Source organism: Halobacterium bonnevillei (assembly GCF_009831555.1).
GTDB classification, from domain to species: domain Archaea; phylum Halobacteriota; class Halobacteria; order Halobacteriales; family Halobacteriaceae; genus Halobacterium; species Halobacterium bonnevillei.
Map to the genome: position 1 here is coordinate 1 of NZ_WUUU01000004.1, position 12280 is coordinate 12280.

General features: G+C 67.4%; 10 protein-coding genes and 2 pseudogenes. 6 read left to right on the forward strand and 6 right to left on the reverse strand.

The window, feature by feature from the left end; translation table 11 throughout:
• Both GRX66_RS01425 and GRX66_RS01430 read left to right on the forward strand, forming a co-directional pair.
• A partial coding sequence (locus GRX66_RS01425; RefSeq protein ID WP_159524921.1) for a quinone oxidoreductase family protein occupies positions 1 to 485 on the forward strand: 485 nt, incomplete at its 5' end.
• An 88-nt stretch (positions 486 to 573) separates the two neighbouring features.
• Entirely contained in the window at positions 574 to 933 is a 360-nt protein-coding gene (locus tag GRX66_RS01430) for a hypothetical protein (protein ID WP_159524922.1), read from the forward strand.
• A gap of 19 nt (positions 934 to 952) precedes the next feature.
• On the opposite strand, the gene GRX66_RS01435 is transcribed toward GRX66_RS01430, so the two are convergent.
• Positions 953 to 1636, reverse strand: a complete 684-nt coding sequence (locus tag GRX66_RS01435) for a 6-hydroxymethylpterin diphosphokinase MptE-like protein (RefSeq protein WP_159524923.1) — start codon at positions 1634 to 1636, stop codon at positions 953 to 955.
• A gap of 130 nt (positions 1637 to 1766) precedes the next feature.
• Positions 1767 to 2913: pseudogene (locus GRX66_RS01440) on the reverse strand (dihydropteroate synthase).
• A 127-nt stretch (positions 2914 to 3040) separates the two neighbouring features.
• On the opposite strand from GRX66_RS01440, the gene GRX66_RS01445 reads away from it, so the two are divergent.
• The 4 genes from GRX66_RS01445 (at position 3041) to GRX66_RS01460 (ending at position 8049) form a co-directional block, all read left to right on the forward strand.
• The gene (locus GRX66_RS01445) at positions 3041 to 3598 is read left to right on the forward strand and encodes a hypothetical protein (RefSeq protein ID WP_159524924.1); all 558 of its coding nucleotides are present in this window, start codon (positions 3041 to 3043) and stop codon (positions 3596 to 3598) included.
• Positions 3591 to 4307 (forward strand): RNA methyltransferase, encoded by a 717-nt coding sequence (locus GRX66_RS01450; protein WP_159524925.1) that lies wholly within the window; start codon positions 3591 to 3593, stop codon positions 4305 to 4307. The genes GRX66_RS01445 and GRX66_RS01450 overlap by 8 nt, the downstream gene beginning before the upstream one ends.
• A 197-nt stretch (positions 4308 to 4504) precedes the next feature.
• The gene (locus tag GRX66_RS01455) at positions 4505 to 6478 is read left to right on the forward strand and encodes a methyl-accepting chemotaxis protein (protein WP_159524926.1); all 1974 of its coding nucleotides are present in this window, start codon (positions 4505 to 4507) and stop codon (positions 6476 to 6478) included.
• Between the two features lie 578 nt (positions 6479 to 7056).
• Entirely contained in the window at positions 7057 to 8049 is a 993-nt protein-coding gene (locus tag GRX66_RS01460) for an MBL fold metallo-hydrolase (RefSeq protein ID WP_159524927.1), read from the forward strand.
• Between the two features lie 42 nt (positions 8050 to 8091).
• On the opposite strand, the gene GRX66_RS19715 is transcribed toward GRX66_RS01460, so the two are convergent.
• From GRX66_RS19715 to GRX66_RS01475, 4 genes and pseudogenes are all read right to left on the reverse strand, one after another.
• Positions 8092 to 8793: an acyl-CoA dehydrogenase family protein gene (locus tag GRX66_RS19715; RefSeq protein WP_233745233.1), complete on the reverse strand. Its 702-nt coding sequence runs from the start codon at positions 8791 to 8793 to the stop codon at positions 8092 to 8094.
• A 151-nt stretch (positions 8794 to 8944) separates the two neighbouring features.
• Positions 8945 to 9244: pseudogene (locus GRX66_RS19720) on the reverse strand (acyl-CoA dehydrogenase family protein); the annotation flags it as partial.
• Positions 9245 to 9360: 116 nt separating this feature from the next.
• The gene (locus GRX66_RS01470; RefSeq protein WP_159524928.1) at positions 9361 to 10305 is read right to left on the reverse strand and encodes an MBL fold metallo-hydrolase; all 945 of its coding nucleotides are present in this window, start codon (positions 10303 to 10305) and stop codon (positions 9361 to 9363) included.
• A gap of 168 nt (positions 10306 to 10473) precedes the next feature.
• Positions 10474 to 12123, reverse strand: coding sequence for an acyl-CoA synthetase (locus GRX66_RS01475; RefSeq protein WP_159524929.1), 1650 nt, complete (start codon positions 12121 to 12123; stop codon positions 10474 to 10476).
• Positions 12124 to 12280 lie beyond the last annotated feature (157 nt).

A 12280-nucleotide genomic window follows, 5' to 3' on the forward strand; every position in this document is an offset into this window, starting at 1 on the left:
GCGCCGAGGTGTTCGGCACCGCCAGCACCGCCGAGAAACTCGACCTCGCGGACCGCCTCGGCTGCGACCACCCCATCAACTACACGGACGCGGACTTCGCCGACGTCGTCGACGACCGCACGGACGGCGAGGGCGTCGACCTCGTGCTGGACGGCGTCGGGGGCGAAACCTTCAGTCGTAGCGTCGACGCGCTCAGCCACTTCGGGCGCGTGGTCGCCTACGGCGCGGCGTCCGGAGAACCCGGCACCGCGGACACGGCGACGCTGCTGTTCGGGAACAAGTCCGTGGAGGGATTCCACCTGGGGCGCGCGATGCAGCGCGACCCCGAACGCGTCTACCAGGCGGTCCCGGAGCTCTCGAGAATGCTCGCCGCGGGCGACCTCGAGGTCGTCGTCGGGCAGACGTTCGACCTCGCCGACGCCGCCGACGCCCACCGCGCGCTGGAGGACCGTGAGACTACCGGCAAAGTCGTGCTGGAGCCGTAACGTCTGACTGCAGTGCCGGACCGGGGCAGACCACAGCGCGCATTTGACGTATCCCTGAAGCTTTCCGTCCCCTCGGTCTCGTGCGAGTATGCCCAGTCGACGCAGACAGGTTGTGCTGGCAGTGCTGGTCGCCGCGCTCGTCGCGGCGGCGGGATGTAGCGGGATTCTGGGGAGTACAGAGACGGAACTCCTCCTCGTCAACAACGACGAACAGTCACACGACGTGACCGTGGAAGTGCTCGACGACGGCGACGTCGTCTACAGTGAGCAGGAAACCGTCGACGAGAACACGAACAACGACTTCCCCACCTTCGAGGGGAGCGGCGAGTACACCGTCGCGGTCACCGTCGACGGCGCGACTACGGAGTCGGTCCACGAGTTCAGTGAGGACCCGGAAACGCTCTCCATCGGCGTGCAGAACGACGCCTCGGTCATCATCGGCGGGTGACCAACCTGGCCGTCGCAGGTCACCGCGGGGTGACTGCTTCGATGTCGTCGCGTCGTCCGTCGAGGACGTCGAACTGGTCGCCGCGACGACGTTCCAGCCAGTAGAGCAGGCGTTCGGCCCACGCCAGTTTCTTCGCTTTCTCGTCGCCGACGCTGGCGTCGTCGAAGTCCCAGCCGGGGAACACGAGGTCGGCTGCTCCGAAGTGGTCGGCGAGGAACGCTGCCCGGTCGCCGTCCGTGAAGCCGCCGAAGTTGTGGACTGCGTCGACAGGTGCCGCCTGCGTCGTCCCGAGGACGTGGGCCGAATCGAACGTGGGTACGTGTTCGCGGACGGCCGGGACGTTGTCGCCGTGGGCGTGCGCCGCAACCGGAACCCCATCTTCGGTGAGCTGTCGGACAGTCGAGGGGTTCTTGTCCAGGTCCGTCACCATCAAGTCCACGTCCACGCCCGCGTCGGCGAGCACGTCGACGGCCGTGGAGGCGGCGAACACGCGGTCCGCCGTTGCTGCCAGGTCCGTCTCGTCGGCGAGACGAGGCGCCCCGCCGGCAATCGCGACCCGCTGGCCCGAGCAGTCCAGTCTCGACAGGTCGAACGGCTCGACGTGCGCTGCGAGGGCGTCTCGCGCCCGCTCGTCGGCGGCCCGGTCGAACCCGAAGTCAGCCAGAATCGCCTCGTAGACGGGCTCCCAGTCGTCGTAGTCCATAGCTGTGGCTACCAGACGTGAATAAATAGGAATCCGTGGTCCGAGCCGGGACGCCCCGCAAAGTACCCCTACCCGACGGGGGTCCGGCTTCCATCAGCGGCTTGAGTGGCCGTCGGTATAAGTTTTCCCGTTAGTTCCCGGGTTGTGACCATGACGCGACGAGTTCGCCGAGCGCTCCGTCCCGCGACTCGAGGGCTCTCGCTGCCGTCTGGAGCGCTTCGACGCTACCGGCGACGAAGGCCGGGTCGTCGCCAACCACGGCGATACCCTCCCCCGTGAGCGCCTCGCGGTCCGCCGCAGTGAGCCCCGCCACCTCGTACGCGCGGGCCCGTCGCGTGCCCCGCTGCCGCCTGTTCGAGGCGGTCGGCGCCGGCAGTCTCGCTGGCCGGAGCGAGTCTGTCGACGTGGCGCTGTGCCTCCCGGACTGTCGTCACGTCGAGTTCCTCGATACTGCCCTCGCGCAGTCGGTCACGCCGGAACTCGTACCCGACGAGTGCAGCGTCTCTCGTCTCAGCGACGTCGTGGGTTCTGACGACGTGCGCGCCGCGCTCCACCGCCATCGACGTCGCCGCCAGCGACGCGGGGAGCGCTTCCTCGGTCGAACGCCCCGCAACCTCCCGGAGGAAGTTCTTCCGGTTGATCGAGACCAGAATCGGGTGTCCGTGCCCGCGGAACTCCCGCAGGCGGTCGAACGTCTCGCGGTCGTCTGCGAGCGACTTCGCTTCGCTCCACCCGCCGAACGCCGGGTCCACGATGGTCTTGTCAGTGAACCCGTTCAGCGTCAACGCCTCGTAGATGTCATCGACGGTCTCGACCGCCCCCGGGCGCTCGAGGTCCGGCGGACTCGCCATCTTCGCGACGGCGACGTCGTGAGCCTCGCAGACCGCCGGCATCTCCGGGTCCGCGAACCCACAGATATCGTTGACCATGTCGAACCCCCGCGAGAGCGCTTCGTCGGCGACCTCGCTGTACCGCGTCTCGATGGAGAACACGGCGTCGCCGTCGACGCGCTCGACGGCCTCGATGGCGGTGTCGAGGCGGTCCAGTTCCTGCTCGGCGGACAGGACCTCGAGGCGCTTGTTCGCGGACTCGAGGCCGACGTCGACGATGTCCGCGCCTTCACCGATCAGTTCGTCCTCGACGTACGCTGCTGCGTCCTCGGGGTCGTCGAAGACGCTGGGGTCGTACGGCGATTCGGTCGAGACGTTCAACACGCCCATGATGCGGGGTGGGTGCCCGTCCCCGATCTGGAGGCCGGCGGCGTCGACCGTCTGCATGCCTGCATCGGGGGGCCGACCGCCCATAGGCGAATCGGTTCCGGGGTTCCCTGCTGCCGTCGCGGTCCCCGCGAACCGGAGCGCGCCTTCAGGCGACTTTTGTGCGTTGCCCGCGTAGCCCTCGACAATGACGAAGGTGAGCATCGGCTTCCGGGGGTGGCGCTTCGAGGAGGACGACGTCTTCGACGAGCACGGGGACTACCGGACGTTCGAGGAGATGAGCGACGACGCGAGCGCGCGCCTCCGTCGCCTGCCGGCGCTGATGGACCGCCCCTGCGACGCGTGCTATCTCGCTCACGGGGACGACCCGGACGAGCGGAACACGCCAGCCGCGGTCTACGGCGAACCCCGAGCCGAGGTGTTGCTGTGCGACGAACACGAACGCGACTTCTACTACTGGTTCCTGGAGGGAGACGGCGACCAGCACCGAGGCACGGAAGCACTTCAGGAGGCGTTCCGGGAGTGGTTCGCGGACGGCGGCCGCGCGCCGGACTGGTACGACGGCCCCGAGCACGTCGCCACGGACCCCGAGAACACCCCGGACCCGGACGTTCCGGACCCCGAAATCTTCAACGTCGAAGTGCCGGAGGACGAGCAGGCGCGCGTGAACCTCCGCGAGCCGGTGGAGGGCGTCGACGAGGACGACCTCGACCTGGAGGCCGACTACCCGACTGGCGATGAGTAAGCCAGCCGTCGCCGTCGTGGACGCCGAGACGTCCGGGAACGTCGGCACGATCGCTCGCGCGATGAAGAACTTCGGCTTCGAGGACCTGCTGCTCGTGGATCCGCCGTACCTCGGCCGGGACTCGGAAGCCTACGGGTTCGCGGGGCACGCCCGCGAGGACGTGCTGCCGAACGCGCGGGAACTCACGTTCGACGAACTCGCCGACGAGTTCCACACGGTCGGCTTCACGGCGGTCACGAACCAGGACGCGACCAGCCACGTCCGCTTCCCGTTCCGGACGCCCGCGGAACTCGCCGACAGCCTCGCGGACGTCGACACCGACACCGCGCTCGTGTTCGGCCGCGAGCGCGTCGGCCTGACGAACGACGAACTCGCGCGCATCGACGAGGTCGCGGCGATTCCCGCGAGCCACGACTACCCCGTCCTGAACCTCGGGCAGGCCGCAACCGTCGCGCTCTACGAACTCCGGGACCTCGCGATGGACGAGACGCAACTGCCGGATGTCGAGGTCCACCGCGCCGAGGAGGAAGCCATCGAGGGGTTCTACGACCACGCCGAGCAGTTCCTTGTGGACGTCGACTACCCCGCGGAGAAGCGCGACAAGACGATGCGGATGCTCAGGCGGATGGTGGGCCGCACGCACCCGACTGGCCGGGAGATCAACACGATTCGCGGACTGCTGCGGCGGGCGCAAAACCAGATGAAGTAGTGCGGGTGGGAGCCGCCGCGTCGTGACGCAGTACGGTCGCGCGCTCAGTAGGTTTGTGCAGTCTGATAGCACCCGGTCCGATAGTGGACCGGTTCGACAGCGCCGCGTGCTGGCGGCTCAGGGGTTCTCGAGCAGAAATTATAGCGCGTGATACTTCGAGGCGAGCGTTTATCAGTGAGGACCGAAGCCTGACCGGTATGACAGAAACAACTGGGCCCGCGCGGACGAATCCGTCACTGGTCCGGCGGTGGGAACGCGCGCTGCAGGACGTCATCAAGTACACGCCGAGCGGCGACACGATTCCCGACGAGACGTGGCGCAGCAGACACCGGAACGTCCTCGTCTTCCTGCTGGCCCACGTGCCGATTCTCCTGGTGCTGGGAACCTACGAGGGGACGGAGTCCGCGGTCACGGGCGCGACGATTCCCGCAATCCCGCTGACGACTGTTCTCATAGAGGTCGGCGTCGTCGTCGCGCTCGCGGCCCTCGCGAGTTTCGGGTGGTTCGGACGGCGCACGCGGACAGCGCTGGCGACCCTGGGGTTGGCGACGACCTCGGCGTTCCTCGTTCACTTCTCCGGCGGGTACATCGAAGCCCACTTCCACTTCTTCGTCGTGATGGCGGTGGTCGCCGTCTACGAGGACTGGCTGCCGTTCCTGCTCGGCATCGCATACGTCGGCGTCCAGCACGGCTACTTCGGGATGATCGACCCGAGCCGCGTCTACAACCACACCGCGGGCATCAACAACCCCTGGGCGTGGTCGTTCATCCACGCCGGATTCGTGTTACTGCTGTCGGCCGCGCTGATGTCGCATTGGTCGTCGACCGAGCGCTCCCGCGAGGAGGCACGAGCCCAGCTGGCGGAGGCGCGGGCGAAGACCGAGGAGGTCCAGGACCTCGAGGAGAAACAGGCGGAACTGGAGCGTGCGCGGGCGCAGGCCGAGGAGGCGGAAGCCGAAGCGGAAGCCCGCCAGGCGGAGGTCCAGCAGTTGTACGAGGACCTGGAGGCGCAGGCGGACACGTACAGCGCCGCAATGGCGCGGGCTGCCGACGGCGAACTCGGCGTCCGGTTGGACGACGACACCGAGAGCCGGGCGATGGCCCAGATTGCGGCGTCGTTCAACGAGATGATGGAGGAGACGGAGTCCGCGATGCTGGAAATCCAGTCGTTCGCGGACCGTGTCGCGACCGCAAGCGAGGAGGCGAGTGCCGGCGCGGGGGACGCCCAGCAGGCCAGCGAGGAGATGAGCGAGTCTATCCGGGAGATCGCCAGCGGGGCGAACGACCAGCGGGAGATGCTCGAAAGCGTCTCCGGTGAGATGACTGACCTCGCCGCGACGGTGGAGGAAGTGGCTGCGTCGGCAGAATCCGTCGCGGACCGGTCTCACGAGACGGCGCAGGTCGCGGAGGCCGGCGAAGCGACCGCAGAGCAGGCAATCCAGAAGACGCGCGCGGCCCAGGAGGCGATCGATTCCACCGTGACGAACGTCGAGTCACTGGACGAACAGATGGTCGAGATCGGCGAGATTGTGGAACTCATCGGGGACGTCGCCGAGCAGACGAACATGCTGGCGTTGAACGCGAACATCGAGGCGGCTCGCGCCGGGAGCGGGAGCGGCGGCGTGAGTGGTGATGGGTTCGCCGTCGTCGCTGACGAGGTCAAACAGCTGGCGAAGGAGACCCAGGAGTCCGCGAACGACATCGAGGGCCTCATCGACGAGACGCAGTCTCAGACCGAGACGACGGTCGAGGAGGCGCGGGCGGCAGAGCAGTCGATGCAGGAGGGAATCGGGGCTGTGGAGGACGTCCTCGAGGCGTTCACGCAGGTGGCGCAGAACACCGAGGAGACGGACACGGGCGTCCAGGAGATCAGCGCCACGACTGACGACCAGGCCGCGAGCACCGAGGAGGCGGTGTCGATGGTCGAGGAGGTCGCCGACATCAGTCAGACGACTGCCGGAGAGACCGACAAGGCGTCCGCTGCGGCAGACCAGCAGGCGTCGTCGATGTCGCAGGTGAGCGCCAACGTCGAGACGCTTCGCGAGCAGGCCGAGCGGCTGCAGTCGTTGCTCGCGACGTTCGACGTGGACGCCGCGGACGTCGAGTCGGGTCGAACGGGTTCGGGTGCCGAACCCAGTGCTGCGATGCACGACGGCGGGCGTCGCGAGTAATCTCGCGAACCCGACTGCACGCTTCGGGGAATAAAATTCATATATCCGGTACTTCGTCAGAATCATACGAATAATAGAATAACTCAACGGGTCCACTACTGACTCGTGGACGGGTAGGGGCGTGAGTATAGAAACCGCCGTTTAATAGCGGTGCGTAGGGGGAATCATCCTGTCCTCGGCTCCGACTCGGTGAGTCTGACCCAATCTACGGTTTTCTTGTCAGGAATCGTGTAGGTGAAGGGCAATATCTCCGTATGAGGGCAGAGAGCAGTCATTGAGTCGTACACTGGCGGGCCAACCCAATCTCACAGAACGAATCCGGGTTGACCAAATTACCAACTAAATACATATAACTGTATTCTGTTCTTTCGGGCCTGCTGAATTGGCTGTTCGGCGGTCGAGTGCGTCCACTGCTGTTTCCCCGGCTGGTCGAGCGTCCCGAGGCTGGACATGCGGCCCGAGTCCGAACTGGCCGACTGCGTGCAGCGCGCGCCCGGACGAGCTTCGTGGGAGCCCGTCGCTCGAACGCGCTCTGACGGTACCGAAAGACTTGATTCGCTGGTGGCCGAGGAGCCCCTATGAACCAGATTTCGCTCTCCAACAGTGCCTTCGAGGGCGACAACAACGCCTACGTCTTCGCGGACGGGCCGGAGACCGTGCTGATCGATACGGGCGATCAGATGGCCTCCACCCGCGAGCAACTCGAGGCGGAACTGGCGGAACTCGACGTGGAACTGTCGGACGTCGACCGGATTCTGCTGACGCACTGGCACGGCGACCACACCGGTCTCGCCGGCGACATTCAGGCGGAGAGCGGGGCTTCGGTCCACGTCCACGCCGCCGACGCGCCGCTCGTCTCGGGAGACGAGGCCGCCTGGGAGGCGATGTGGCAGACGCAGCGCGAACTGTTCGCGTCGTGGGGGATGCCGGAGGCGAAACAGGCGGCGCTGTTCGACCGGATGTCGTACTCGGACCTGTCCGGCACGCATCCCGACGTCACGCCGTTCGAGGGCGGCGAGACGTTCTTCGTCAACGGCCAGGAGCTCAGGGTGGTCCACGCGTCCGGGCACGCCGCGGGCCTGTGCCTGTTCGAGTTCGACCAGGCGGACCGCACCGAGGTGTTCTCCGGGGACGCGCTGCTCCCGAAGTACACGCCGAACGTCGGGGGCGCGGACGTCCGCGTCGACCGCCCGCTCGAGAAGTACATTCGTGCGCTCCAGGCCATCGCGGCGGCGGACTACGACCGGGCGTGGCCGGGCCACCGCGACCCAATCGAGGACCCGACGGCGCGGGCCGAGGAAATCATCCACCACCACGAGGAGCGCGCGTGGCGCGTTCTCGACGTGCTGCGCCAGCAGGGGTCCTGTGACCCGTGGACTGTCAGCGCGGCGCTGTTCGGCGAACTCCACGACATCCACGTGCTCCACGGCCCCGGAGAGGCGTACGCGCACCTCGAACACCTCGAGCACGCGGACGTCGTCGAACGAGTCGGCACCGACTATCGCATTCCGGACGCGACGAGACGCGAACTCGACGCGCTGAACGAGCAGCGCTGGGACCTCGGCATCTGACTCCCGCAGCCGCGGTCCAGCGAGTAGCCAGTCCGGTGGCCGTTACAGGCCCATCGCTTCGGCGGCGACCGTCGTCTTCTGAATCTCCGTCGTCCCGCCGATGATGCTCAGTATCTTCGCGTCGCGGTAGTACCGCTCCAGGGGCAGGTCCGTGCGGTACCCCTTGCCGCCGTGGACCTGCATCGCGTTCCGGGTGACGAACTCCGCGGCGTCGCTGGCGACGTACTTCGCCTTGCTCGATTTCCGTGTGTCGCCCTCCCCGTCGGCGATTGCCGTCGCGGAGTCGTACACGAGGTGGCGCGCGCTGTCCAACTGGGCGTCCATCTCCGCGACCAGGACCTGCACGGCCTGGTATTCGCCGACCGGCTGGCCGCCCTGCTCGCGGTCGCCCGCGTACGCGATCGCGTCCTCGAAGGCTGCGGTGGCGATGCCGGTACCGATGGCGCCGAGTCCAGTGCGAGCCATGTCGATGGTCCCCATCGCGATGCGGAACCCGCTGCCGACGTCGCCGAGCAGCGCCGACTCGTCGACGAACACGTCGTCGAACGACGAGTCGCCGGTCACGTGGCCGCGCATTCCCATGAACTCCGAGCGGTCGAACGCGAAGCCGTCGCGGTCGTCGACTGACGGCGCGAGGAACACGCTCACGCCGTGTCCCTCGTCTGGTCGGGGGCGCTTGCGCGCGACGACGAGTTGCACGTCCGCGACGCCGGCGTTCGTCCCGAAGGACTTCTCGCCGGTCAGCCGGTAGCCGTCGTCGGTCGCCTCGGCGACGGTCGCGAGTTCGCTCGGGAGCTCCCGCGCCGGGTTCGGTCAGCAGCATCGCGCCGACCTGGTCGCCGCGCGCCATCGGCTCGAGGTAGGTCTCCTTCTGTTCGTCGGTGCCGTAGGTGGCGATCGGGAGCGCGGCGAACGTGTGGCCCTGTATCGTTTCGGCGACCGCGCCGGACGCGGCCGCGATCTGTTCGACGGCGAGACAGTACGAGACGAAGTCCGACCCCTCGCCGCCGTACGCCTCCGGCAGCAGGATGCCGAGCAGCCCCCAGTCCCCGGCGTCCGCGATGACGTCGCGGGGGAACTCGTCGTCTCGCTCGATGCGTTCGGCAGCGGGTTCGACCACGTCCGCGGCGAACTCCGCGGCCCGGTCCCGGAACGCCCGGTGTTCGTCAGTGAGTGCACTCTCGATGAGTCCCATACCCCCTAGACGCGGACGACGGCCTAAGTATTCACAGGGGACTCGTCAGCATTGCCGCAGGTCGGTCGGCCGGGGCGGGCTTGCCGGCCGGATCGGAAGCCGACCGGGAGGAGCCGTCAGTCGGTCTCCGCTGCGGTAGATTCCGGTGGGTCACGGGACTCGTACCGAACTGGGTTCTCGTCGACCCGCACGACGGTACCGGACGCTGCCATGTCGGCGAGGTGGGCCGCGGCTTCGCCCGCCCCGAATTTCACGTGGATGCCTCGCATCTGGCCGAACAACTCGACGGCGACGTCCCAGGGGGTCGGCTGGTCCAGCGCTTCCACCTGCTCGCGGACGCGTCGGCGCCGCTCTCGGTGATGCTCCCGAATTGCCTCGAACCGCTCCGGGACCGCCAGGGACGTCCCGTGTCCGGGGTGTAGTTCGCCGTCGTGGCGTTCGAGCAGGTCGAGGGACCCCAGGAAGGACGAGAGCGGATTCTCGGCGCGGGTGTCGCTGCCGCCGACGTTCGGCGTGTACGTCGGCAACACGGTGTCCCCGACGAAGACGTGGTCCTCGAACGAGAGCGCGATGTGGCCCTCGGTGTGGCCCGGCGTGTGGAGCACGGTGCCGCCCGCGACGACATCGCCGCCGGCGTGGGCCTCGACGGGCGTCTCGCTGGGGAGCGGGGAGGGCGTATCCGAGTCGCTGACCTCCGCTACTCGGGCCGCTGGGACACCCCAGGATTCCAGCGTCGCCTGGTCGCGGGCCCGCCGCTGTTCGTGGGTGGCCTCGTACGTGGCGACGAACGGCGCGTCGCGTTCGTGCATGTGGATCGTCGCGTCGCTGGCCGAAGCGAGTCGCGGTGCGAGACCGCAGTGGTCGACGTGCCAGTGCGTGACGACGACGTGTTCGACGGACTCGAGGGGGAGAGTAGTCCGCTGCAGACCCGCCAGCAGGTCGTCCCATGCGTCGTCCCCCGGTGGGCCGGGGTCGACGACGAGGCCGCGCTCGGGGACGACGTAGGCGCTGTTGGTTCCCTCCGGACTGCCCGTGCCGACGGCCACGCGTTCGACGTTCATCGCTCGCCTGTCGTCCGGGAAGCGTGGGTCACTCTGGGCTCGCAAACGGCGTCTGTCCCCGTGTTGGGTGTGGAGTCGGCGTCTGTCTCTGTGCTGGAATTCGTGTACATTGGTGTCGTGTGGGGGTTCCGGAACGTACCAAATTCGTGGTGTGGCGACGCCCCACGCTCAGTTCGCCTGGTGTTCCCGCTCGCGTTCCCGGAGTTTCACGCGCTGGATCTTGCCCGTCTCCGTCCGCGGCAGTTCGTCGACGAACTCGACCGCTCGCGGGTACTTGTACGGCGCGAGCGTGTTCTTGACGTGGTTCTGGATGTCCGTTTCGAGGCTCTCGCCGGTCACCACGCCCTCCGGGGTGACGACGAACGCTTTCACGATCTGGCCGCGCGTCTCGTCGGGCGCCCCGATGACCGCGACCTCCGTGACTTCCTCAAGTTCCTGGATCACGTTCTCGACCTCCGGCCCCGGGATGTTGTAGCCCGAGGAGATGATGAGGTCGTCGCGGCGGGACTTGTACTCGAAGCGGCCGTTCGGTTTGTGCACGAAGATGTCGCCCGGATAGCTCCAGCCGTCGACGACGGCGTCGTTCTGTTTCTCCGGGCGGCCCCAGTAGCTGATGCCGGTGGGACCGCGGACGGCGAGCAGTCCGGCTTCGCCGCGGTCGACCTCCTCGTTCGTCTCCGGGTCGACGACCTTGCACTCGTAGCCCGGGACCGCGAACCCTGTCGCTGACGGGTCGACGTCGTCGTGGTGACGGTGGCTGACGAAGATGTGCAGCATCTCCGTGGTCCCGATGCCGTCGAGGATCGTCATGCCGTAGTCGTCCTGGAAGGCCTCGAACGTGCTCGGCGAGAGCGGTTCGCCCGCGCTCATGCCCAGCCGCAGCGAGGACAGGTCGTACTCGCTGGGGGCGTCCGGGTGTTCGGACAGCATCTGGTTGAACGCGGTCGGGATGCTGCAGAGGATCGTGATGCCGTGGTCGTCCACCGCGTCGAGCAGGTCGCCGGGCGTCGCGTCCTCGACGAGACTCGTCGTCGCGCCGAATCGCAGCGGGAAGGTGACGAGGTCGCCGTAGCCGTACGCGAACGGCAACGGCGGATTCCCGCCGAAGACGTCCTCGCGGTCGGGCTCCAGGCAGTATCGGGCGTACGTGTCCGCCGTCGACAGGAGCTGCCGGTGCGTGTGGACCGCGCCCTTCGGCCGGCCCGTCGTGCCGCTCGTGTACAGCATCAACGCGAGGTCGTCCCGCTCGGTGTCGTAGGCCTCGAGGTCCGGGTCGCCGGCTTCCAGCATGTCGTCGAACCGGAGGTGGTCGTGGTCGACGTCGGCGCCTCGTTCCGCGACGATCACGGTTTCGAGGGTGTCGAGTTCGGGCATCGCTTCTTCGAGTTCGTCCAGGAGGTCGTCGTAGACCACGGCGTGCGTCGCGCCCGCGTCGTTCACGATGTACTCCAGTTCCTTCGCGCGGAGAAGTTTCATCGACGGGAGCGCGACCCCGCCGAGTTTCTGGACGGCGAGGCAGGCGACGATGGCTTCGGGTCGGTTCGGGAACCGAACCAGCACGCGGTGGCCCGGTTCGACGCCGCGGTCCCGGAGTGCGTTTGCGAATCGATTCACCCGCTCCTGAAGGTCCGCGTACGTGATCTCCTCGCCCTCGAACCGGATGGCCGGGTCGTCGCCGTGGCCGTCCTCGACGTGGGTGTCGACCAGCTCGGTGGCGACGTTCAGTGACTTCTCGTAGTGGACTTCCGGGACCGCGTGGAGGAGTTCGGGCGCGGACTCCGCATCCGGGAGCTTGTTACTCGGGACGTGCTCTTGCATAACATTCCCCAATGCGGCCTTTCCGGATATAGAAGTTCCTACTGACACACAATCTAGTGCCGTTGGTCGAGCCAGGCTCCGCATACCTAGCGAAACCGGCATTTCGACGTCTCTCTAGCGGTTTCTGTGCGACGGGGCGAGCGTGTCAGTGACGGGT